14 protein-coding genes and 1 rRNA gene are annotated in these 24,654 nt (G+C 36.4%); 6 read left to right on the forward strand and 9 right to left on the reverse strand.

Annotated features, from left to right (window positions below; translation table 11 throughout):
- The 4 genes from ACFIK4_RS03030 to rrf all read left to right on the forward strand — a co-directional run.
- On the forward strand, positions 1 to 2,332 hold a 2,332-nt coding region (locus tag ACFIK4_RS03030), incomplete at its 5' end, for an autotransporter outer membrane beta-barrel domain-containing protein (RefSeq protein WP_375674938.1).
- 140 nt (positions 2,333 to 2,472) lie between these two features.
- Complete coding sequence (locus ACFIK4_RS03035; RefSeq protein WP_375674940.1) at positions 2,473 to 4,446, forward strand: autotransporter outer membrane beta-barrel domain-containing protein; 1,974 nt, start codon at positions 2,473 to 2,475, stop codon at positions 4,444 to 4,446.
- Between the two features lie 135 nt (positions 4,447 to 4,581).
- Positions 4,582 to 7,719 (forward strand): autotransporter outer membrane beta-barrel domain-containing protein, encoded by a 3,138-nt coding sequence (locus tag ACFIK4_RS03040; RefSeq protein ID WP_375674942.1) that lies wholly within the window; start codon positions 4,582 to 4,584, stop codon positions 7,717 to 7,719.
- A gap of 1,351 nt (positions 7,720 to 9,070) precedes the next feature.
- Positions 9,071 to 9,185, forward strand: a 5S ribosomal RNA gene (gene rrf, locus ACFIK4_RS03045).
- Positions 9,186 to 9,590: 405 nt separating this feature from the next.
- Here the strand turns inward: rrf and ACFIK4_RS03050 are convergent.
- The 7 genes from ACFIK4_RS03050 to parA all read right to left on the reverse strand — a co-directional run bounded on the left by ACFIK4_RS03050 (position 9,591) and on the right by parA (position 16,910).
- Complete coding sequence (locus ACFIK4_RS03050) at positions 9,591 to 9,995, reverse strand: flagellar protein FlgN (protein ID WP_273790974.1); 405 nt, start codon at positions 9,993 to 9,995, stop codon at positions 9,591 to 9,593.
- A gap of 3,853 nt (positions 9,996 to 13,848) precedes the next feature.
- Entirely contained in the window at positions 13,849 to 14,067 is a 219-nt protein-coding gene (locus tag ACFIK4_RS03055; RefSeq protein ID WP_375613558.1) for an EexN family lipoprotein, read from the reverse strand.
- A 3-nt stretch (positions 14,068 to 14,070) separates the two neighbouring features.
- Positions 14,071 to 14,340: an EexN family lipoprotein gene (locus tag ACFIK4_RS03060; RefSeq protein ID WP_375627922.1), complete on the reverse strand. Its 270-nt coding sequence runs from the start codon at positions 14,338 to 14,340 to the stop codon at positions 14,071 to 14,073.
- A 44-nt stretch (positions 14,341 to 14,384) separates the two neighbouring features.
- Positions 14,385 to 14,597, reverse strand: coding sequence for an EexN family lipoprotein (locus ACFIK4_RS03065; protein ID WP_375621543.1), 213 nt, complete (start codon positions 14,595 to 14,597; stop codon positions 14,385 to 14,387).
- Positions 14,598 to 14,600: 3 nt separating this feature from the next.
- Positions 14,601 to 14,867, reverse strand: a complete 267-nt coding sequence (locus tag ACFIK4_RS03070) for an EexN family lipoprotein (RefSeq protein WP_375627920.1) — start codon at positions 14,865 to 14,867, stop codon at positions 14,601 to 14,603.
- A gap of 1,186 nt (positions 14,868 to 16,053) precedes the next feature.
- Positions 16,054 to 16,284 carry a plasmid partition protein ParG gene (locus ACFIK4_RS03075; RefSeq protein ID WP_273790969.1) on the reverse strand — a complete coding sequence of 77 codons (231 nt, stop codon included), beginning with the start codon at positions 16,282 to 16,284 and terminating at the stop codon, positions 16,054 to 16,056.
- Entirely contained in the window at positions 16,281 to 16,910 is a 630-nt protein-coding gene (parA, locus tag ACFIK4_RS03080) for a ParA family partition ATPase (protein WP_375653186.1), read from the reverse strand. The genes ACFIK4_RS03075 and parA overlap by 4 nt, the downstream gene beginning before the upstream one ends.
- Before the next feature lie 992 nt (positions 16,911 to 17,902).
- Between parA and ACFIK4_RS03085 the strand changes: the two genes are divergently transcribed.
- Positions 17,903 to 18,232 (forward strand): TIGR01244 family sulfur transferase, encoded by a 330-nt coding sequence (locus tag ACFIK4_RS03085; RefSeq protein WP_375674945.1) that lies wholly within the window; start codon positions 17,903 to 17,905, stop codon positions 18,230 to 18,232.
- A gap of 2,108 nt (positions 18,233 to 20,340) precedes the next feature.
- Here ACFIK4_RS03085 and ACFIK4_RS03090 read toward each other — a convergent pair.
- Together ACFIK4_RS03090 and ACFIK4_RS03095 are read right to left on the reverse strand one after the other, a co-directional pair.
- Positions 20,341 to 21,342: a bifunctional riboflavin kinase/FAD synthetase gene (locus ACFIK4_RS03090; protein ID WP_375674947.1), complete on the reverse strand. Its 1,002-nt coding sequence runs from the start codon at positions 21,340 to 21,342 to the stop codon at positions 20,341 to 20,343.
- Entirely contained in the window at positions 21,342 to 22,187 is an 846-nt protein-coding gene (locus tag ACFIK4_RS03095) for a TIGR01459 family HAD-type hydrolase (protein WP_375612197.1), read from the reverse strand. Before ACFIK4_RS03095 ends, ACFIK4_RS03090 begins: the two co-directional genes overlap by 1 nt.
- Before the next feature lie 1,193 nt (positions 22,188 to 23,380).
- Between ACFIK4_RS03095 and ACFIK4_RS03100 the strand changes: the two genes are divergently transcribed.
- Entirely contained in the window at positions 23,381 to 23,740 is a 360-nt protein-coding gene (locus ACFIK4_RS03100) for a helix-turn-helix domain-containing protein (protein ID WP_375638599.1), read from the forward strand.
- The last annotated feature ends 914 nt before the right edge of the window (positions 23,741 to 24,654 follow it).

Below are 24,654 nucleotides of genomic sequence, written 5' to 3' on the forward strand. Positions count from 1 at the left end.
TTATAAGAAAAATTTTTTGTTATGTACAATTGCTGGAACTTTGATTTTTTCTCATTTCGGTTCAACTTATGCAAATACATCAGCTCCTACAATGGTTATGGCTCGTGCGGATAAAGCAGGAGAAGAAAAAACCTTTAATAACGTTTTTATCCGCAGCGCATATACAACAGTGGTTGCTGATGACAAAGCCTTTATCACCATTACAAATTCAACAATGCGTTCAGACTCAAATTTATTTACCGCAACAACAGGTGGACGTATTCATGCTAAAAAAACTGTAGGAAAATCAAATTCCCGTGGTTTAGAAATTTCAAACGGCATCATCCATATTGAAGATTCAATCATAAATGTTTCCGGACATCACAAAAGTCGTGGTATCCTTTTTGATTACATCCCAAGTTCCCAAGTAAAAGAGGGCGAAAAAGTTATCAATAAAGCAATTCTTACCAACACAAAACTTCTTGTTGAAAATGGTATTGGTATTCTAGGACCAGATTATGCAAAATCTGTTGCTGAGGTAGAACTTAAAAGTTCAGAAATTCGTTCTGATATATTATTAAAAAATAAAATCCCAGAAAACTCAAAAGATATCGATCCTCGCACTTTTATATTAAGCGCTGACAATTCGATTATAGAAGGACGAGCAAAGACTTTACCTCAAAATACAACGATTTTTACTCTCAACAATAACAGCAAGTGGTCCCTAAAGATTAGTCAATTTGAAGTAGACAAAGAATTTGACAGCTCTAAAGGATACTTGCTCACTGATATTAAACAACGTGCACAGTCTATTGTCTCAGTATTGAACCTTAATAATAGCTCTATTATATTTAATGCGCCGCATAAACTAGCAGACAATCAATATCAAACCTTGCATGTGGGAAAACAGCCAACAGCTGAAGCTGCAAAAGCAGAGCAAAACAGAAGCTTCGATGCAACAACGGTTTACAATGCATTGGGCAACGCAAGGATTTACTTTAATACCGAATGGAGTAATGGTCTTATAAAAGAACAACAAAAAACTGACCGTGTTCTCGTTCATGGTAATGTCTCAGGCACCACAACGATCTATTTCAACAATCTTTCAAAGCGTGCAGAACCATTCGATGATGATGAAGTTTCAATTCCTTTGAATGCGCGTGGTCTCTCACTTGTTCAGGTGTCTGGAAAAGCAGAGGAAGCCGCCTTCACGCTGGCAAATGGCTACACTACAATGGATGGATTGCCCTATAAATATGTATTAAATGGCTATGGACCAACATCTAGCCGTGGGAGAGCTGACAAACAGCAAAGTCTCTTGCAAGAAAGTGAAGAGTTTTGGGATTTCCGTCTACAAAATGCGACTCTTGATGATGAAGGAAAAATCAAAGCTCTTGTTCCTCAAATGGCAAGCTATTTGGTTATGCATAATGCAATATTCTCCTCTGGCTTGGCTGATATAAACAATCAAAATACACTGTTAGATAATATGCACTCAACAGTTTTTGGATTAGAAGGTCATAAACAAAAAGGGATATTTTTATCGACTTATGGCAACAAGATGACGTTATCTTCCAGCCGTAGTCCATTGGAATATGGTTATGGTGCTAATGTTCACTATGCTGCTATACAAGCAGGCATGACATTAACAACGTTAGAAAATCAAAATATAACCGCGAATCTTGGTCTTTTAGGCACATATGGAAAGCTCGCTTTTACGCCAAAGGACATGGAAGGTTCTGACAAAAGCATACTGGATAAATGGTCCTTTACGGTATATGGGAATCTCCACCATGACAATGGTCTCTATATTAATGCACTTTTCTCCTACGGCATTTTAAACGGACATATTACAACAGCCCTTATCGGCAACACCACAGAATTAAACAATACGGATACATTAAATATATCAGCTACCGTTGGACAAAAACTAGCAACTGGTGTTGAAGGGCTGTCTTTTGAACCACAAGCACAACTTATTTATCAACATATTGCCTTTGGCACTCTTTCAGATATTGATGGCTTCCAAGTTAATATAAAGCCCCCTTATCAATGGTTGGTCCGTATTGGAGGGCGTTTAACAAAAACAATGCTTCCTATTGAAAAAGATCGTGTTCTTTCTTTTTATGGTAAATTGAATGTCATCAAAGCTTTTGGTGAGGAGCGCACTATCGATGTTATGGAATCTTTCCATCTCGATTCTATGGGCTCTTCCCTTGAAGGTGGGCTTGGCATTAACGCGCAGCTTTCTAAAAATATCGCACTTCATGCTGACGTTAATTACCAACATAAACTTCAAAAAGCCGGGTTCTCTGGAATTAATTTTTCCGGAGGAATGCGTTATCGCTTTTAGAAATCTTAGCTCTCTATTTTGACGCATAAGCAGCGCTGAGATGAAAACAGTGCTGCTTAACTACATTACAAAAAACCGTAATGTGTCAAAAAGTAGTTCATTTTTAGCAAAACAAAGAAAATATCTTAAGGAACATCTCTATGCATAAGAATCTTTTGTTATGTACAGCCGCTTGTGCTTTATTTTTTTCTTCTTTTAATTTCACATCTACCAGCACCGCCTCTGCTCTAAGCCCCCAGAAACGCCATGCCATTGAAGGGATTATGAAATTACCTGAACAATATCGCCGTGCTATTGATTTAATAAACACACCAACACAAGCAGAAAAAAATCTTGAAAAGATAGCCTCTGGCGCCATGATGGAGGATAATTCGCACTTCAATCAAGCACTTCAAGAAGCATTAGATGATTCAGGAACTCAAATTAACAGATATTTCTCAGGGATCGGTCGTTATGCAACTCCTGATCATAGAGAGGAAATGCGGAAAGAAAGAGATTCTATATACGCTCGTGCTATGTCAGAGCAATTTAATCGTGATGCGTACCGCATGATGCAAGCCAGAGCAAAACTTGAACAATTACGTCAGAATCGATTAAAAACAAGAGAAAATTTATTACGTGGCTACGACAAAGCAGTTTCCGATGCCGTAAAGGCGGCAGCAATCCTTGAAGCTGATAACCAACAGCGTGTTAATGCTGCACACCAACAATGGGTAAGCCAAGACAATCGTGATTGGCACAAACTGCAAAATACAGCAGAAATATTACATAAGGCGGCACAAGTGGATACTGCCTTACAAGGACAAAACAAGGAACTTTCCAATACTTTACGCAAAGCAGTATTAGAGACTTTGAACGCGGATGGAATAACCAACGTGGAGAGAAAAGAAAAAACATCCCCTCCTCCAACGGACACTTCATCCATAAGAACAGGTCATGGAATGAGACAGCCTAAAATAAATGAAAATTCGCAATCTGATATTGATCCCCAAACAAACACCACTTCCTCGGAATCAAAAACAACTCTTAATACATCAGCAAAAGCGCATATGAATTTGCTCCCAAAGGTTGAGAATACTGCTACCGCGGCTACAGAGAGCACCTCTAAACTTACAGATGATGATAAAGCAACCGCAGCTTCTACTTCTCTTGATGGAACAGACAAAAGCACAACTCTTACACCACAAGGAGAAAGTTCTTTAACCATGCCTATTGCGATGTTTGCTGTTGGGTTTAGTGATGTCAACAATCAAAATATCTTGTTAGACAATATGCAAATAACAATGTTTGAACCCAAAGATCATCCAGAGAGAGGCGTTTTCTTATCATCTTATGGCAATAAAAGCACCTTTTCTTCTAAGGTTCAAGCAAAACAAGATGGTATCCAAGCAGATATTCGCTATGCTGCATTGCAAGCAGGAGCAACACTAATAGCGCTAAAAGATCAAAATATCAGCAGCAACTTTGGTCTTTTCGGAACATATGGGAAACTGTCTTTTACTCCTAAAAACAAGGAGAGCTTTCAAAAAAATATGTTTGATAAATGGTCACTCACCGCATATGGAAATATTCAGCATGACAGTGGCATCTATGCAAGTGCCTTTCTCTCTTATGGAATTTTCAAAGAAAATCACGCTACAGCTCTCATCAAACATACCTCAAAAGTGAAGAATAGTAAAACATTAGGAGCCGCTGCAACTGTTGGTCAAAAACTGTCAACCAGTTTGGAAGGTGTAATCCTAGAACCGCAAGCACAACTTGTTTATCAACGTCTCATGCTTGGTTCTTTATCAGATAGGAGCTCTTTCTCAGATGACGATAACTCTAAAATAGACATAAGTAATCCTTATCAATGGCTGCTCCGTATTGGCGGACGTTTAACGCAAAACAAAGGACATGCTGTTTCTTTCTACGGCAAACTGAACATGATCAAAACTTTTAGTCAAAATTTTCAGCTTGCAGCTATGGGATCTTTAATCGAAGGTGGTTTTGGTATTCACACACACTTATCACAAAATATTCAGCTTCATAGTGATCTCAGCTATCAACATAAATTCAAAAAAGCTGGCATCTCTGCAATAAATATTTCCGCTGGAATACGCTATCACTTTTAAAAATACTTGTATTCCTTATCTTGAAATATGAAGAGATCTCATTATGTTTCGTTTTGTCTCTTACAAAAGAGACATAATGAGGTCAAAGTTTTACTTTTTATGAGAGAGGGGGAAATATTTTAGGAATACATCCATATGAAAAAAAGCTTCTTACTATACACAGTTTCCGGAGTTCTGTTTTATTCTTCCAGCGGTTTGTCTTATGCTATTCATAGTACAAATCCATCAACAACGATAGATTCTTCTTCTCTACAACCTGCTCGTGTCAAGTCACAAATAAATCTATCCGGAGTTTTTGATCCGTATAAAGATCCATATGATGGAATCGGGCGAATTATGCCATCATATCCATCTTCAACCCCTAATGGCCTCCTTCCCCCTACAGCACCTAGCTCCACAAGAACGAGCGCAAGCCCTATTTCTACAGGAAGTAAACTTACAACGCCTACTTCTACAAGCACTCTACCTCCCAAAACACAACTTGAAGGAAATTCAGCTGGAAATATAATTTCTTCTTCAAAACAAAACTCTGATCTTAGTCAAGGAAGTACACAAACACCAAAGACTAAAGTTACAGAAGGTGTACAATCTAACCCTACAACACAAAACACTCCTATTATACAATCTTCAACAACAAGAATGGAAGCAAAATCTAGAAGACGTTCAGGGGCGCCCTCCTCTTCTGCAGACTCTTCCAGCGAAAAAACACTATCGAATTCTGCTGTGTCTTCACAGCCAGAACCTACACAACCTTCACCGAATTTACAACCAGCACTTACAAAGTCTGAACCTACAAGAACGGAACCTACAAAACCAACAACAGAGCAAATACCAACATCTAATGAACCAGAACTCGCACAGCCAATATCTTTAAGAGTAGAAACTGAAAAACCAACATTACTGGTACCACCAAAATCTGCAAAACCAGCGCCAGTGCAATCTTCATCTGCACAAAAAATATCTGAAAAATCAGAGATTGAAAAACCAATATCACCAATAAAACAACCTGAAAAGTCTACACAAATTGAGGATATAAGCGCTGGAGTTGAAGCTAAAAACGGTAAGACCATAACGCTACATAACAAAAAAATTCAAGACAATGGTTTTGCTGTACATGCAGAGGGAAATAATTCAAAAGTCAACATGATAGGGGGAACAGTTGATGCGCGTTTTGTTGCACTAAGTGTATCAGATGGTGGAGAAATTGATGCTACAGGCATTACTGTAACAGCAGAAACAGCTGGTTTGGTAAACATGGAGGGCACAATCAAACTTAAGGATTCAAGCGTCCATGTCACGGGAAATTATGAAGCAGACGGTATTATTTTCCGCAACAATCCGTATAATGCCCCTAGAAAACGATATACACGCAATGCTGAAAGGAACACCAATGCCGTTCAAGAACAAGATGTAGCCAATATTGCTGATAAAGTAACCCTAGAGAATACAAAGCTTTTCGTTGAACATGGTAGCGGTATCAACCTTTATGGAACAGGCGTAAACGGGAAAGTCAACCTTAAAAATTCAGAAGTTCATGCCGATATTTTATTAAAAAATATCAAGAACGAAAGTGCCTCCACAAACACCATTACATTAGTTGCAGACCACTCTTCTTTAGAAGGTCGGGTAAGAACTTCTAAAGATAATAGAACAGTTTTTGATCTAAAAGAGAGGACGAAATGGCTTGTAAAGGCGAATAAAAATGCCACAAATAATGATAATATTTTAAATGACTATAGACAGTTTGGTGTTGATGAAAAATCATACTCTAATCTTTCTGAATTGCACCTTACAAACAGCGCCATTATGTTTGACAAGCCCATTGAGGGACATTATCAAACTCTGTTTATAGGACCTAATCTTTCGCAAGAAGACGAAACAACTCACACAGCAGCGGTTTATAGTACAGCGGGTCTTGCAGAGATTTATGTAAACACTCAATGGGATAAACATTCTCCTATCACGGAACAACAAACTGATCGCATTGTGATTAATGGTGATGTCTCAGGGAGTACTGTTGTTCACATCAATCTCCAAACCGATAGCTCTGCTGTTTGGGGAGAACACATGGCGTCACTTCCTTTAGGAACACATGGGATTTCAATCATTCAAGTTTCCGGACAAGCAAATGAAAATTCCTTCACGTTAGCAGGAAACTATATGACAATAGGGAAACAACCTTATAAGTATGTACTTACAGGCTATAAACCTGGAACATCTCATGAGAGCCAAAATCTTTTTGGTAAAAACAGTAATTTCTGGGATTTTCGCTTACAGAATGCCTACATTGATAAGGATAAAAAGGTTCGAGCCCTTTTACCACAGGTAGCAAACTATTTAACCATATCTAATACTTTGTTTTCTGCTGGATTTACTGATGTAAACAATCAAAACACGTTGTTAGACAATATGCGCACAACAGTATTTGGGGCAAAAGACAATAAAAAAAATGGTATCTTTTTCTCTTCCTATGGCGAGAAAGTCACCTTATCTTCCAACCGCGATCCATTACATTATGGCTATGGTGCTGATGTAAACTATACTGCTTTACAACTAGGTGTCATATTAGCCGCCTTGGAAGGTAAAGACATAAGCACACATTTTGGTCTTTTAGGAACATACGGAAAACTTGCCTTTACGCCAAAAAAGATGCAAGATTCTGAAAAGACAACTCTTGATAAATGGTCTCTTGCCGCTTACAGCAGCATCCAACATAGCAATGGTATATATCTAAACACACTTCTTTCTTACGGAACCTTAAAAGGAAATATTACCACAGCTCTTGTTGGGAATGCCGCCAAATTGGATGGTACCGAGATGCTTAATATATCTGCAACCATTGGTCAGAAATTAGCAACCAATACAAAAGGGCTGGTCTTTGAACCACAAGCTCAATTCATTTATCAAAATCTCATGTTTGATATTTTCTCAGATACCAATGGCTTAAAAGTAGACATGGGCAATCCACATCAATGGTTGATCCGTTTTGGTGGACGTTTAACAAAAACGATAATGGCTGTTGAAGAAAACAAGGCTGTTTCCTTCTATGGTAAAATGAATGTTATCAGAACTTTTGGCGATGGTAAAACAATAAAAATTGCTGATACCTTTCATGTTGATCCTACCGGCTCTTCAGTTGAGGGAGGCATGGGGGTGAATGCATATCTTTCTCAAAATATCGTACTAAACGCCGATATCAGCTATCGGCAAAAACTGCAAAAAGCCGGTGTATCTGGCACCAATTTGTCTGGCGGAATACGTTATCGTTTCTAAAGCAGAAGTTAATTTTAACTTAAATAAAAAAGGCAGCACAAAGTGCTGCTTTTTTATTTAAATTTATATATTTTTTAATTCTCAAAAATCATTATCACATCAAAGAAGATTTTGACTTATAATATTTCTTTTGCATATTGAATAAAAAACTAAATACCATAACATTCTCTCATCAAAATACCCCATGCATAAAATTTTATGTCTTATATTATCACCACACCTCAAGCGATGATGTTTTTACAGCACAACAGAATAAGCATTTATGCCGATTTAAAAAAAGTCAGCCCCTTCTTCGCTGTGGACGCTCCATTTATTTTAGATGATGTACATTTAATATACCTGCTATAAAGACTAGTATCTGGTATAAATTCTTAAAGGCAAGTTTTTCCTCTAAAATCTCAATGCTACAGCAGCTCCATTATAAGACAAGATATTGATTTATAAAGACAATTAATTGTTTTCCATGTTAAATGAGAATCCAGAATATCGTCAGATTCTTTCATTTTAGACCTGTTCCATGTTGAATCAACAAAAACCATATCTCTTACAAGTGACAAGGGGGAAGAGCCATAGGGATAAAAAACTATTAAGAAAGGATTAAAAATGCCTCTAATGAACTATCTCAAGTGCCAAGGGCTGTAGCAACATTGGGATCAAACAAAGAATATGACAGTGTTGAAAAATATAACAATATCAACTTGCTCTTTTATTAAGCATAAAGATGGTCGCGCCCTATAGATTTTATATTATTTCCATGGGAACTTTCTTATTATACCATTCACAAGCACCGTTGCATCAAAGATGTCGTTGCGCCGCCCCACAAACACCATCACGAAATAGACTTGAGAGCTTAGATATCTCTTTAAAACAAGGCCGTGAATTAGGAATAACAAATCCATTCTATTTTGAGTATTTTGTCGTGCATGAAGGACATGCCCGCAGTAAAAAACACAATAAAAAAAGCGTGAAACAATGCGGAATCTTCATTATTTAACAGATAGTGCTTTAGATACTTTTGAAAGACATAAAGCTAAATTAAAGAACGGCGGAACAGAGGGAAGCTGATTTCTACCTCTTTATTCTTTCCCAATGAGATTGCCTCCCCATTTCAAATATTACGCCAACAAAGATATACGCACTATATCCACTCAGATCTGGATGCTCTCTCCAATCTGACATACAAAAACTAAAAACAGCAGAAGGAAATAATAAACCGCTTTAATTTTTATCTCAAGCATATAGATTTAAACAACGAACCGCGTCATATCACCACACTTTAAAGGACAATATTTCCATGAAGCTTATAGGCAATATTCATCACATACTCTTCATCATTCATGCTTTTTGCTGACTTGGTGGTTATGGCGGAGTGAACGCACCAGATCCCATCCCGAACTCGGCCGTGAAACACTCCAGCGCTGATAGTACTTTGCCTTAAAGCAAGGAAGAGTAAGTCGCCGCCAGATCTGCTAAATGCAAGCAAAAGACTCAATTATAAACCTTACATTACCACAGCCCCAAGGAAGCTGTTTTTAAGGCATCACAGGCTGGTCTAAATATTCTCTTGATCGCGCCTCTCCCTAAACTAAAAAATGAAGCTCCCTACTGACTTAGTCTGCAAACAATTCTCTGTAAATAATCCGCCTTCTCTGAATTCTCTTCTAGCCAGCTTCTCACCGCATGCGGTTCACATCACGACACCTTAAAAGACATTGTTTTAAGAACAGCGTTTTACAGTACATCAGGATAATAATTTAAATACCAAAATGCACTTAAAACACGTCTACTCACTAAACGCACTATTTATCCAAATCAACTGCCCTACCTAATCATTGTCATGACTTAGAACAGCCCGTATTAAGCAGATTTGATCATTCCTCTATTTCTTTTGCACGTCCAGATAGTTGTATAGCTCTAGAAAGATCATTAACTGCATTTAAATGTGTTTGAAGTAATTCACTATTACGCTGTAATTTTTCTTGTAAATCAGACAACAAACTTTCAACCTCATGCTCAATATCTTGATTCATATAGCGCTTCACATCACTCATGGATTTATTAAGATCACGCAAACCACGTATTTTACGCAAATTTATTTCTTCGTAATCTGGAACACCACTGCTCTCTAGCATATTGCTTTCATAATCAACAACTTGAGCTAATCCTTTAACAGCAGCAACAAATTTTGTCATCGCCCAATCACGATCAATAAGGTTGTTATCAAGAACTTTTGCTTTTGCCGCAAAACTATCATCACCATATTGCACTACAGACATTTTTACTTCCCCTTCAACACTATTGTTCAATCTTACTTTCAAATGAGGGAGACTAAACAGGTTCTCTTCAATGCTGATACACTCAACCAAGCTCGTGGTGCAAACATTGCTCAAACAACAGCACGACAATCCTTCAAAGCGTATACCACTTCAACTTTCAACGCGTTCTCTCAAATATTTTTCTTGCTTTGCTCCAAAACCATCATTGCGGCTATACTAGTCCATAAAAACGCTATAGACTTAAACCTTACAGCAATATCGAAACTTCCATATTTGCTCTGTCTATTTCGCCTTGCCGATTTTATCTTTGCCGATTTTATCACGAGCTCATCTTCAACAGAAAATAACAATGCTTTCACGAGAACTTCAGCCACAAAAAATATCTGCCGACAAAAAACCGCAGTCTATCTTGCAGCATATAAAGACGTAAGCCCATTAAAAATTTCAGCATTTTACTGATAGAAGCACTTTACCCTCCATAACCTTATGGCTCTCTCTGCACTTAAACTTGTATACCTTCCAGCGCCCCATAAGATGGCGCCCAACAAGATCAGTTTGCACCCATTCAAAAGGACACCCCCTCTCCCATGCTCTTTCTGCACACATGCAGTATTTCGCATAAAACACAAAAAGAATGTTCTTTTGAACAGATCAGCCATACAGCAATATAAAAAAAGACATCTTCAAATAGCTAAACAGCCATCAATCTTCCTTTTTTAAATTATCATTCGCTTTTCTTTGCAATGAACGACTATATAAGATTTTTTGAACCTTTTCAAGAGTTTCTTAGCCAATCAGTTCGATACGTCTTCAACCGCATATTTACGCGCTTGTTTTAAAGAAATATCTCTTAAGTGCACCCAAGCCTATTTCGCACCGCGGCCCATCAATGGTATAATGATAAATCTTCCATGACATGTATAAAATCCATTGAGCACTTTCCATCTTTACGCTTAATAAAAGAAGCAAGCCAGCACCATCACATATTTTTCTAACCCCTTATGTTCTGATACCCTTGGCACTTGAGACGGTTCATAAAGCATGGCCTTTCTTGTACAATTTCTCTGCGCATGGGAGCTCCCTGCTTGTAACTGCAAAAGACGTTGTTTTGGTTAATTCACCACGAAACAGATTTGGAATGAAAAAATTTCCAGTATTAAGGAATCTAATTCAAGTTGAATAACGATAGATTATCATCTATAAATCAAAATATTATCCAATGCATAATGCTTAACGCTCCCCCCATTGATATTTTCAGAATTTTCACAGCATCTTCTTACAGATTATTTCATTCCATAACACAGTTTGCTCTTAATATCGCGACTTTACATGTGCTACTGGTATAAAAACAGAGAAACAATCATTTTATAATCAAGGTACAATTTTTGTTTACGATCTTTCTCTCGTTTTCAACCTTTTAAATGCAGCTCTTCTCTTTCATAATCATCACATTTCAAATCTATTCCATGTTGAATAAATTAAAATCACTTGCTTGCACATCACAAACAACGCCCTGATGTGTTGATAAAATACGCTGAAAGAAAAAGACTTCTTATGAACCTTAGCAAATGCCAAGAACTATAATAAACATTGGAAGCAAGCGTACGATGATTGTGACTTGCTCTTTCATAAGTATAAAGATGATAGCATTTTATAGATTTTTATATTATTCAAAGTTTATATTATTTCATGAGAGCTTTACTGTTATACTATTCACATTTACCGTTATACCATTTACGAATGTCATCGTAAAATGTCTTTCGTGTGCGTTAAGAGATATTTCTTTAAAACAAGTACATAAATATGCAATACAAATATACTAATATACAACATAAGTATATTTCTTTTGGAGCGTTCTTTACTTTTGTGCAAAACATGCCCCATTAGAGCAGCATTAACCAATCTTGCTATGAGATAAACGATCAGAAAACATTTTTATCTTCCGCCGCTCACCTTAAAGGACTAAGATCTTAACTCAATCGGCTCTGTACGCAGTCCGAATTTTTGTCAAACGATCTTCTCCTGACTTTCCCCTCATCTGCTTCACTTAAACGAAAGACTCAACAAATAAACCTACGAATATTCATCGTACACTAAAAAATACTTAAACGTTCCAAGAAAACTTATATGTCTTATATTACCGTTATAAATGACAGTGCTTTATAGCATAACAGGATAAAAAAAGTTTCCAGCAACACAAAACTTACAAAATCAATCAATAGTCCTTTTAAAGCTTTCTTTTTTAGGATTCACAATACTCCAACTCCTTAAGCTTTTATAAAAAAAGGAACGATTTTAAGCTTGCCGAATATGTTGTATCAGCATATATTACAGATTGTAACATATTGTTATTCATAAAATCACCTCAAAAAGAACAGAAAGAGGTTTTTATGGCTGATCTCGTAAAAGCCGCTATGCTTTATTCAACCTTGATTATCACCATCAATGCTTTTGTTGTTATTTTAGTTCTCGTAATAGAAATATACTAAGCATACTCTTTTGGCTTTTTATAATCTGTGCAAATGAGCATCTTAATTTCACATAAGAGCAAAGCAAAATTTTAATTCTACAGATAAACCACACACCCAATTTCAAACATCGCTTGCAACTATTTGAGTATAAACTCTGCTTTTTGTATGCATTTTTAACCATCAGTGTCCGTCTTTTCACGCTATCTTGAATCTCAACTTCACTCCCACCTTAAAAAACGAAATTTTCTATCAGATATGATCTGTAAATAATTTGTCTCTTTATTGAGTAAATTTCCCCTTCAGGGCATATCACAATTCTAAAGAATAATATTTCATGAAGCTTATGATAATCTATTGAACACCATCTTTACCCTTATGAGAGAATAAACCAGCAGCATCACACACTTTTCCAGCCCCAAATGTTGCCAACAAACCTTTAGCACTTGAGATAATTCATAAGAGGCATTTTTACGTCTTTCTTCAACAGTTTTTATCCACACGGCTCTCCCCGCTTGTACCATGCAAGAAGATGGTTTTAATTAATTCAACCGAGAACAGATTTGGAATAAGAGAATCTTACGTTATTCGAGATCCTTATTCAGTATAAAATAATTAAATTATTTTTATAAATCAAAGTGTTATTCAGAAAAACATTCATCACACACTCGAGAACAAAAAACACCTCATACGTAAAGTTTTATATGCGCTCCACCGCTCAACATGATAATATCACGACACAATTAAGATAAAAAAATAACAAGGAAAAACCTTGCAAACTCAGAAAAGAGAGGAGAAAAATGAAAAGATGTGGAGAGCGCTCAATTCCTCACACATCCAGCAAAACCATCCTAGCAAAACTGTCTCACAACTTAACTAATGTTATAATATTCTCAAATCAAAAGAAATTTTTTAAAAATAGTTTGAGAAAAACATTTGAGTATGAAACGATAATAATTCTATTCAGAATGTTTTTCTCTTTATTAAAACAGAGAACGTAATTTCCAAACAAATGTTTCCTCCTAATTTTTCCGAAATTAGCCGCAACACTTAAAGACGATCTTAGTGTGATGAAACATTTATTTGTGATAAACGCAAAAAAACACCCCAAAGATAGATTTAATCTCATATTTTAAATACATGTAACCAAAACATTAAAAAATTAGCAGTAACACGTAACAACTCATTGGGAGGCAATACTATCTACAATTGAAAGCACTTTTGAGCTGAACAAATGACAGTATAGCATACGTTTACACAAAGAGTACTGATCGTAAACGACTAATTCTTGAAGCCATAAAAAGACTCTCTAAAAGTTAGAGAGAGCCTAAAAACGCAATAGAATCAAGAACTAAAAAATTCCTTATTTATTGAACTGTATGTTTTTAATTAATGCCAAACATAAGTTCCATATATGCTTGTCTGGCATGTTGGCAATTTTTAGATTTCTCCATAGAAGATTGATCCAGCTTTTCACATTTTTTTGCCCACTCTTCGAGTAATGTTTTATCTTTCTTAAATTCCGCTACGCTGTAGTTTTTTTCGCAACCAGCAACGACAAGTCCAGTACAAAGCAGCAATGCTGTAATAATAACTTTATTCATGATTTAATTTCCTTCCTTTTTCTCTTCAGTTTTTTTCTCGTCATCATGTACAAAGCTTGAACCAGGCCAATCTCGGGCATGAACTTCACGATACGCTTTATCTGCGTTTTTACAATTTTGAGAATCTAAATCCTCTGATATCATGCATTTCATTGCCCATTGCTCGAGTAATTTGGGATCCTTCTTAAATTCCGCTACGCTATAAGTTTTTTCACAACCAGAAACGACAAGTCCAGCACAAACCAGCAATGCTGTAATAATGGCTTTATTCATCAATAAATTCCCCTTTTTCAAATTTACAAAGTTTAGGACACAATTTAGGGCCTTAAAAAAAGTTCTACATATGCTTGTCGAAGGTTTTTACAATTTTGAGAGGATTTGAGCGGTGAATCATCGTTCTCACATTTCTTTGCCCATTCCTCGTATAATTTTTCATTTGTTTTAAATTCTTTTACACTATAAGTTTTTTCACAACCAGTAACAGCAAGTCCAGTACAAAGCAGCAATGCTGTAATAATGACTTTATTCATAATTTAATTCCCTTCCTTTTTATCTTCAGTTTTTTCTTGGTCGTCCTTTCCAGAGCCAAAAATTCCCCATTTTTTACGAGTTTCTAATTCAGCTTGTTCTGCGTTTTTACAATTTTTTGAATCAAAACTTCCTGCAATAAAACATTTCTCTAACCACTGATTGAGTAATTTGGGATCTTTCTTAAATTCCGTTACGCTGTAAGTTTTTTCGCAACCAGCAACGAAAAGTCCAGTACAAACCAGCAATGCTATAATAATGGCTTTATTCATCAATAAATTCCCCTTTTTCAAATTTACAAAGTTTAGGACATAATTTAGCACCCGATTAAAATTGTACATTCGGTTCATTGTGCATTTTCAAAAATTTTAAAATCCACTTCTGTACGCGAATATTTTATTAACAATATCTTTGGGTTCACATCCCCTCCTATATTGTGACCTTGCGTCTACTTTCCTTTGCAAATACGTACACTTCCAACGCAAACATGTTAAATCATGAAAACTGCCTTTCATTTATCAGACTTGCATTTGTAACATTATCTGCACGGCAGCTCTTTGTATTTGAAGTGTTAAAACTTCAGCAAAAATTCTGATATCTTGACATTCTCAAAAAGCTTTTTAATCATTTCTTTTCCTTCAAGAACCTTTTGGTAACGAGAAGCAGCACGATATCTTACCCAAAATTCGTCATGCCTATACCCATTGCAAATTCCCTGCAAACGAAAGAATACAGCTTTTAATCAACTAATTGCGCTCTTATCATTTCTAAACCACCGGAAAAGAAAGAAAGCTTTAAGTCCCCCTGTACTTTTTAAAAGCCAATAGAAATGCTAAAAAAGCGATCTTATACATTCCAATTGAAGAAAAAAGCCTATTGCCTTGCGTACCATTACAACTGGCATTAAATATTTAAGACTATAAAATCATATAAATGTAAGAAATATTTTCTATAATATACTCAATGACTTCTTTTGTTTATTAGGAAAAATTATAGCGCGTCAATATCAGTAAATTTTACTTATTTTTATCCCCCCCTTTATAAACAATGAATATAATTTAATAAAACGGATTGCTGCATAACAGAAAAAAATAATCAAGGCTACTCTTAATTACATTATTTACGCATGTATTAAGTACAATAAACAAAAAAATAACCTGATGTTTAAAATCATTATCAAGATAATTTTTATGGAAGAATAAACTTATCTACTCATCTAGCGGATAAGATCACAAGTAGTATGATGATTATCACATTTATAGGGAAAAGTTTGAAACGGAGAATTTTTCGCAAACTCATAGCTCTTTCATGCGATGATACAGAACCTTATGAAAAACAACTTGAATGAAGCAACCATCATGAAAAAGGAAGAGCACTTTTATTATTAACTTCGTATAAAAACAATCGATATCATCTCTAGAAAAAGCATTCAAAGCAACGAAATTATCGTATCATTTTTTACACTTTTCCGTATTTTTGTGAAAGCAATTCGCGGACCTCATCAGCTATTTTAGTTCCACGACTTGCACAACTGACCTTAATCAACCGATGCAAACTTTCTGGTATATCAATCGTGAGGCGCTTCATACCTCCACTCATGCTCCCTTTGTGGCTTCCTACCCATGCATCCGCTGTTAAAGGGATTGATTTATTCGTTGGTTTTGTGCCGATTTTAATTTTTTTATTCATCGTGCTAACTCCTTGATTTCCGCTGCAACCGCTTCAATCTCTGCTGCTGCTGGTCCTTGCTTATCAACTTCATAAACCGCCTTCCCCTGTGCTGCTGCTTCTGCAAAAATCACACGCTGCGCAACGCTAGAAGAAAGAACATGTACGGGGTATATGCCAAGAGCTTCGTTCACATCACGCCCTATCGCTGTATTGACGATTTTACGATTAATAACAAAAGCAGATTTGAGATTTTCTTTATAAACACGTGCTTCGTCAATCAGCTTTACAATTCCATCCGCTGCCCAAATATCATAGGGACTAGGCAAAACAGGGATAAGCACCAAATCCGAAGCCATAAGAGCACTACGAGCAAGATCAGTTACACGCGGAGGACCATCGATAATAATATGATCATAACCATGACCAATCTGTGTAATCTCTTTGTGAACCGTTGCACGCGGTAAACCAATAACCGAAAACAAAGGTGCATCTTCACGCGCAGCAGCCCAATCCAATGCGCTTCCCTGTGGGTCAACATCAATAAGCAATACCCGTGTACCAGTACGTGCAAAACTGGCAGCAAGATTAACACTCAACGTCGTTTTTCCGACACCTCCCTTTTGATTCAAAAGTCCAATGATCATCCATTACGCCTTTCAGTATTATCGTTTTTACGATTATACTGAAAGTAATAAAAGAAACAAGCATCCAATACGTGCAAAATAATCATTTCTCCCATTTTCAGGATAAATAATAATAGCCCGCAATTTTTTATAATATTCTTTAACATGAGCAAAACATTATGAAGATGATATTCTTGAAAATAACAAAATAAATTTAAAAGAGGCATGCTCTTCCCCCCACCCTAAAACGAAGATTCTTAAATCCATGTCGATCTGTAAACAATGCGCTGTAAATGATCCAGCTTCTTATTTTGCACCGGCCTTTTGGGATTCTCCCTTCATGCAATCCACTTAATGCAACTCTACAAACAAGCTCCACTCTGAATATACAACAAACTATAAGGAGAATTCATTGTTTTGCACGTTGAATGAGAGAGCCGAAATCAGGAAGATTCTCTCATTTCATGCCTCTTATATTAAATTAATCAAAATCATATCTCTTGTACGTACAAGCAGGGCTGGCGTGTGGGTAAAAACTGTACAAGAAAGGATTTAAAATGCTTCTTATGCAGAATCTCAAGTACCAAGAACTATTACAATATTGGAGGTTGGCAAATATAACAATGGTACCGACTTCCTTCTTCATAAGCGTAAAAAGGGTGGTGATCCATGAATTTTATACTCTTTGACGCTCGACAGAGTAAAATGGGCTTAAGAGAAATAAGGGTACCTCTAGCAAGCGCGTAAACAAACAACACAATGAAATGTCTATGCTGAGTAAACACTATAGATTATCCATAAAGACCAAACATCCGTCTTTTATAAGATCGCATAACGAACATGTTGCGGAGTGAGATATTTTGCATCTTACAGCTCATTTTTCCCAAATAGATCTTCTCGACAAAAAGAATATTTTTGTTAAGATGCCACTGAAAAACTTACCTTCATTATGTTCTTTCTATATACCAGACCAGAGGGTATCGTGAAGATCGTGCAATTGGGAATAAACAAAAATGAATTTACAACAAATTGAACCTGATATTTTTATCAGCGCCCAACTTAGCATAGAAAATATCAAAACATTGGCACAAGCTGGTTTTAAAACAATTATCTGTAACCGCCCCGATCACGAAGAGCTCCATCAACCTGACTTTTCTAGCATTAAAACGGTCGCAAATGAATATGGCATAAAAGCCTATCACATTCCCATTTCTCCTCCAACTATAGAAAAGTCAGCTGTTGAAACCATGCAAACAATTTTAAAAACAGCCTCTCTGCCTCTTCTTGCCTATTGTCATCACGGATCACGCTCGCTGCATCTTTATCGTTTAGCGCGTCTTTAAACAGAGGGTTCGCACATTTCCTACGCACCTTAAAAGACGAAAATTCTTAAATACGCATCGATTTGTAAAAAACAATCTGTCAATAATCTTTGTTTTGCGCCTTTCCTTTGGCTTGCCACTTCATAAAACTCTACAAGCAAGCTTTGCTCCTCAATATACAACAAGCATACACACCCGAAGCCATAAAAATGCGTGAAAATTCATATGATGATCGAAGAAAATTATTTTCACCTCACCTTTTATCACTGCTCCACCTTCTTTTTCTTTTCCTTTACCAATACGAGCTCATTCGTACGCCACAGACACCTAAAACGACAGTAAAACCACTAAGAAAACCCATATTCCGAATAAACGGCATGCAGAGTATTTTATAAAAAAGCCGTAAGCCATAATCTATGATTAACTGCGACATATTGATTTATAACAATTAATTATTTTGCACGTTGAGTGATAAATCCTAATACCGTAAGATTCTCTCAAGTCTATTTATAGTGAATCAATCAAAAGCGTGTTTCTTGCATGTCACAAGCAAGAAATATTCGTGTGAAATAAAACGAGTTAAGAACAAACTCTCATAAACGCTCTCAAATAGCCAAGACTGTACAACACTAAAGGCTTGTCAATATAACGGATGGTGTCGGATTGCTCTTTTATTAGGCATAAAGATGATAGCGCTCAACGGAGCTTTCAAGATACCATTCATGAGAGCCATCATGAAAATGAATATGAGAAGCGTTGAGAGATATTTCTTTAAAAGAAGTGCATAAATTAGCAAAACAAGGATATTCCAGCATTTTATTTTACCTGTAGGGCGTGATATCCTATTCAAAGAACAACAAAAGCCTGAAGCTGTTATTTTCATGATTTAAGAGATATTGCTCTGAACCCTTTTGAAAGTAGCAAAGCCTAATTTAAAAAAGACTGTCATCTGGACTGATTTTCCCCTTTATAACTTCATATTTTTCCCCAATAAGGCTGTAAACCGGTTTCAGAGATTATCCAAATGAATATAGCAATAGACTCTCCCCATCTGGTATACAAAAGCTGTAACAGCAGAGAGAGCACTAAAGCGTTTTAATCTTTGTCTCAAACATACTGCTCGCGTTGAGGAACACTAAAGAAAAAGTTTTATAAGAAAAACAATACGATACAGTCACGAATAGACCGAACATAGATTGGAAAGATGTTCTAACTTTTATCCAATATTTCTATCAAAAAACAACAAAACATTATTGGCTTTGTATTTTCATATCCTTACAAGACTGTCTTTCCTTTTCATTATGGGCGTTACATTTGTGAAAGACAAAGGAAATATATGGATAGTTTTTAACTTGAAAATCTGAAAGATTGACGTGTTACGACAACAAAATTGTGCCTTTATCCATCAAAAGCATTAGAAATTTTGAAACAATACACCTGCTTTCTCGCAATGATTTCTTTTATCTACAATCAATCGCAGTCTCCTTAATATGCATTCCCCATCACAATATACAAGAGAAACGAAACTTAAAGCATTTTCCAGCAGCTTCATTCTCGTTTACGTGATTGGTCAGCACGAAAACTGCTGCTGACCACTAATCTTCTTCACAAGACTCGACAAACAAAACTTTTTTAAAAATATTCATTACATAATACAAAATATCACATGCGTAAGGTTACACGAACCAACTCTCATCATAAACGATGATACAGCATAAATGACATAATAAGCCAAATTAAAAAAAAGAAACAATAAACTTTTAAATAAAAAAAGTCATCAATTAAATTTTATCAAACTATAAGCTTAAGATCGCAAGAAATTTTAAAAACAGCCTTTCTCCTTCTTCACGTCTATTATTGCTAAATAGGCTGGTTGCTTATTCTTTACTGCATCTTTTATGACGAGTTTTAACGGATCAGAAAGAAACAAGCAGTAAAGTTTTGAATGACAACAAAAACCATAACGTTAACTTTGAAAAAAATGATGCCAAAATCAGATCTTCAGATATTCGATTCTCCCTCTCAACAACGGAAAAAACATATATTCCACGATGTTTTGGAATATATCTTTGTGATTATAATCACTTTAAGTGCTATTTTTACAGCTCTTCTCTCTTTTTCAGATCAGTTTAGGACATATTTTTAAAAGTAAGCAGCCTATCCAACGTTGATAATGGTTGTACTGTCTTTAAAATTTCTTTTGCTTTTTTTTCATCACGATGCATTTGCGCAATCAAAGGTTCAAGCCCATCAAATTTTTCTTGTCCTCGCAAAAACTGGAAAAAAGAAACGATACAGCTTTCCCCATAAAGGTCGTCGTTAAAGTCAAACAAATAGGTTTCCAAAAGGGGCGCCCCATCCTTAACAACCGTTGGACGACAACCAAAGCTTGCAACACCATCATACAAAACACCGTTCGCACGACGCAAACGTACCGCATAAACACCATGAGCCAAACGAACTTGGGGAGGCAACATTTGATTAGCGGTAGGAAATCCCAAAAGACGTCCAAGTTTTTCACCTTGAATAATATTGGAGCGTATCCGATAGTGATACCCTAACAAATGGGCTGCTTTGTCCACTTCCCCTTGTGAGAGAAGTTGCCGAATAAAACTCGAGGAAATGATCAAAGATTGTGACTCTTGAGGACGAGCAACGCAAGGAACTTGCACAACCTCAAATCCATATTTCTCTCCCCTTTGGCAAAGAAGATGTACATTTCCACTTTTCTGATGACCAAATTGAAAATTTTCGCCTGTCACCACAACTGAAACATCAAAAACTTCCTTTAAAAACGACTTAATAAATTCGTCCGCTGAAAGAGCGGCAAACTGTGCATCAAAGGGCTGTTCAATCACGCCGTCAAAACCAAGGGTTTTAAAAATTTCAGCTTTTTCAGCTGCCTCTGTCAAACGATAGACAGGAGCTGAATGTTGAAAAAAACTTCTTGGATGGGGTTCAAAAGTTAAAACAACAGCTGGTTTCTTTTTTATACGCGCGAAATCAAGTGCTTTTTGCAACACCACCTGATGCCCACAATGAACACCATCAAAATTTCCAAGTGCCAACACTGCTCCCCGCCAAGCCGAGGGAAACATATGAATTCCCTGAAGACGCAAAAAATTAGTCATTACTGAAGTGCCCACATGATTGCTTGTGGTTTATAACCATGATGTTCAAGAAAAGAATGCAAAGCTTGCTTATCAACCACACCCTTTTGCGTATAATCATAATGATGAATCCCCCCCATAATATAAAGGGCATCAAGACCAAAGTGAGCCGCCCCCTTAATATCCGTTAAAAGACCATCACCAATAGCTAAAACTTGACTTTTTTCTACTGTTCCCCGTATTTTTTGAAGTTTTTCAAAGGCACATTCATAAATAGGCGCGTGAGGTTTTCCAGCAATGCGCACTTCCCCCCCTAATTGTTGATAAAGACGAGCCAATGCACCAGCGCACCAAAATTCTTTATTTCCATAATGGACAATCACATCTGGGTTCGCACAAATAAAAGGTAAATTCCGCGACCGCATGCGACGAAACATCTCCTCATAAGCAGAGGGTTCTTCGTCAAAATCTTCAAGAAAACCGCTACAGACGACAACAGAAGCCTCCCATTCTTCAACAAATTCACACTCTAACCCTTCAAACAGCACCAAATCACGTTGTGAACCAATGAAAAAAACTTTACGTGGAGCAGTCTGAATGAGATCGCGCGTTACATCCCCTGAAGTGATAATGGCATCATAATAGTCGCTATGAACATTCATGCTTTGTAATTGAGCAGCAACATCTTCCCGTAGCCGAGGAGAATTAGTTAATAAAATGACAGTTTTTCCCATTTGTCGGATTTTATACAACGCCTTCAACGCTGGTTCAAATGCATGCACACCGTTATGCACAACACCCCACACATCACAAAAAACAGCATCATAATGCGCTATAATAGTCTCAATATGGGTAAGTTCATTCATGGAGCACCTATCTCTATTTGTCATTTAAAGCTGTCTTTTACTTCAAAACTACTTACCGAAAGATAATACTTGTGTCATCTGCTTTCTCAAACCATATCCCAACTTTTTATCGTCTATAGAGATCATAAGAAATGATAAAATAACTAAGTTATCATTAAGTTGTGCAAAATTCTAAAATGCTTGATAGCAAAAGCTTATCATTCCCCAATGCTATTTTTCTCATAAAAATTTTAATTCTAACAACAACGACGTTGATAGAGTTTTTTATCTAAAATACTCAAATTCTTCACTGAGAAAATAAACGTATCCCCCTCTTAAAAACATGCATCATGAGAAAGCCCAATATATTTTCTCATTTCAAATTTGTTTATATTGAATCAATCAAAACCTATTCGCTTACATATTATAAGCAGAGAGCGTACAGATAAAAACACGTGAAGAAAGAAAAATAGCTCTTAGGCTCCCTTTCAAAGGCAAAAACTGTCGTAATATTTTGAACTGGCAGAGAGTATGTGCCGTCCGAGCATCTTTTTTTCAGTAAAGATAGCAATATAGCTTTTATCCCATTCATAGAGGCTTTTACGCTACATACTTTACGAAGCACCATTGTAAAATAGGCGCTAACATTGAGAAATATCTTCTAAAACAAACATGTGAATATACAACAATCAGATCTATAATGTTTTGAGTTTATTTTGCATGAGGGCTCTTTACTCATAAAAGCTTTCCCCTATCATCATGATATCTCAGACGCATCAAAACAAGTCATTTTGATTATTGGTTAAGGACAGCACCGTAAGCGGTGACTTGAGCTTAAAAACCAAGGTTTACCTTCGTAAAATGCATATCTGATGTCATGAGTTGAGTAAGCAAACCTTAAAACTTTGAAAGGCAAACAACCTCCTATTTTAAAAAATCTATCCGTCTCAAGAAAAACTATTTTTATTGCCAATCTCCTAAAATTACTTTATGAATCGAAAAATGTTTTGATCGCATACGCAACGATCAAAAGGGGTCTTGAAAACCCGAAACCCTAGCGTAAAAATAAACCCACTATGTGGGTATCCCGGAATTCCGGGAGATTTTGCTATGTCCAGGTGCTCCAAGCACTAAAAGCAAAATGCTGACTAGGGTTCAGTGTTTTCAAGCTCCCGGAATACCAATGCGAGGGCGCTCGCACCTGGAGGGGGAAAATGCAAGCTCAAAATCTTAATATTGATCTTTTTGTAGGCAAAAAAATTCGCTTTAGGCGAAAAGTGCTAAAAATGTCTCAAAAAACATTAGGGCATCATTTAGGTGTCACTTTTCAACAAATCCAAAAGTATGAAAAAGGCTTAAATCGCGTGAGCGCAGAACGTTTAAAGGAAACTTCCGATATTTTGAATGTTCCACTTGCCTTTTTTTACACTGATATCATAAAAAAAGACAACGCCCCGTACCATTATGATGAAATCGCCTCGAGCAAAGAGGAATATTTGCTTTTAAAAAGTTTTAGAGTCCTCACATCTGTCAAGCAGAAAGCGATTTTAAACTTAATTTGTGATCAAAATTAAAACGCTTTAAAAGCATAGCTATAAAGTGCTACACACCCTATTCTTGTCTTTCTCCCCACACCCCAAAAGGATGCCCCCCCCTCCTCAAACCGGTTGATAAACGATCCGCCTTTTCAAAAATAGCTCCTTCTCAGCTTCCCATTTCATATGGTTCCTTTCACAAAATTATATAAACAAGCCCTCCCTTGAATATTCATCACACTCTCTTATCAAAACACCCCATGTATAAAGTTTTATGTCTTATATCACCACACCCGCAAACAATAGCGTTTTACAGCACAACAGAATAAGTATTTATCTGTATTTAAAGAGTGGCCCCCTTTTCGCTATGGACGCTCTATTTATTTTAAATGATGTACATTTAATATACCTGCTATTAAAGACTTAGTATCTGTTATAAAGTCTTAAAGGCATATTTTCCCTCTAAAATCTCAATGCTACACCAACTCTATCATAAGGCAACACATTGATTTATAAAGATAATTTATTATTTTACATGTTGAATGAGAATCCAGAATATCGTAAGATTCTTTCATTTCAGACTTGTTCCATGTTGAATCAACCAAAACTATATCTCTTGCAGGTTACAAGTGGGAAGAGGCGTATGGATAAAAACTATTAAGTAAGAATTAAAAATGCCTCAAACGAACCGTCTCAATTACCAAGAGCTGTAAACAACACCCACAAGCTGACAAACTGTGTGATGGTGCAAGGCTTACTCCGTTATGAAGCGTAAAGATGGGGGGCTCAATGGATTTACCGTTATACCCTTTACGGATAACATGTAAGTTTTATGTAAAAATAACTTGCTGTATTTATACAGCTTTTTTACAGTGAGGGACGCGTAAATAAAAGTTAGGGAATAGGATTTTCTAACATTTGTCTACAACAGTAGCATTTTCTTTTCTTTGCGC

Origin of the sequence: Bartonella sp. AP9QHHD (assembly GCF_042195625.1) — a bacterium.
Taxonomy (GTDB): Bacteria; Pseudomonadota; Alphaproteobacteria; order Rhizobiales; family Rhizobiaceae; genus Bartonella.

What these genes read in the sequence shown, in the direction of transcription:
- ACFIK4_RS03035 (WP_375674940.1), top strand. Translation starts at nt 2,473, where the DNA reads ATGCATAAGAATCTTTTGTTATGTACAGCCGCTTGTGCTTTATTTTTT.
- ACFIK4_RS03040 (WP_375674942.1), top strand. Translation starts at nt 4,582, where the DNA reads ATGAAAAAAAGCTTCTTACTATACACAGTTTCCGGAGTTCTGTTTTAT.
- ACFIK4_RS03050 (WP_273790974.1), bottom strand. Translation starts at nt 9,995, where the DNA reads ATGTCTGTAGTGCAATATGGTGATGATAGTTTTGCGGCAAAAGCAAAA.
- ACFIK4_RS03055 (WP_375613558.1), bottom strand. Translation starts at nt 14,067, where the DNA reads ATGAATAAAGTTATTATTACAGCATTGCTGCTTTGTACTGGACTTGTC.
- ACFIK4_RS03060 (WP_375627922.1), bottom strand. Translation starts at nt 14,340, where the DNA reads ATGAATAAAGCCATTATTACAGCATTGCTGGTTTGTGCTGGACTTGTC.
- ACFIK4_RS03065 (WP_375621543.1), bottom strand. Translation starts at nt 14,597, where the DNA reads ATGAATAAAGTCATTATTACAGCATTGCTGCTTTGTACTGGACTTGCT.
- ACFIK4_RS03070 (WP_375627920.1), bottom strand. Translation starts at nt 14,867, where the DNA reads ATGAATAAAGCCATTATTATAGCATTGCTGGTTTGTACTGGACTTTTC.
- ACFIK4_RS03075 (WP_273790969.1), bottom strand. Translation starts at nt 16,284, where the DNA reads ATGAATAAAAAAATTAAAATCGGCACAAAACCAACGAATAAATCAATC.
- parA (WP_375653186.1), bottom strand. Translation starts at nt 16,910, where the DNA reads ATGATCATTGGACTTTTGAATCAAAAGGGAGGTGTCGGAAAAACGACG.
- ACFIK4_RS03085 (WP_375674945.1), top strand. Translation starts at nt 17,903, where the DNA reads ATGAATTTACAACAAATTGAACCTGATATTTTTATCAGCGCCCAACTT.
- ACFIK4_RS03090 (WP_375674947.1), bottom strand. Translation starts at nt 21,342, where the DNA reads ATGACTAATTTTTTGCGTCTTCAGGGAATTCATATGTTTCCCTCGGCT.
- ACFIK4_RS03095 (WP_375612197.1), bottom strand. Translation starts at nt 22,187, where the DNA reads ATGAATGAACTTACCCATATTGAGACTATTATAGCGCATTATGATGCT.
- ACFIK4_RS03100 (WP_375638599.1), top strand. Translation starts at nt 23,381, where the DNA reads ATGCAAGCTCAAAATCTTAATATTGATCTTTTTGTAGGCAAAAAAATT.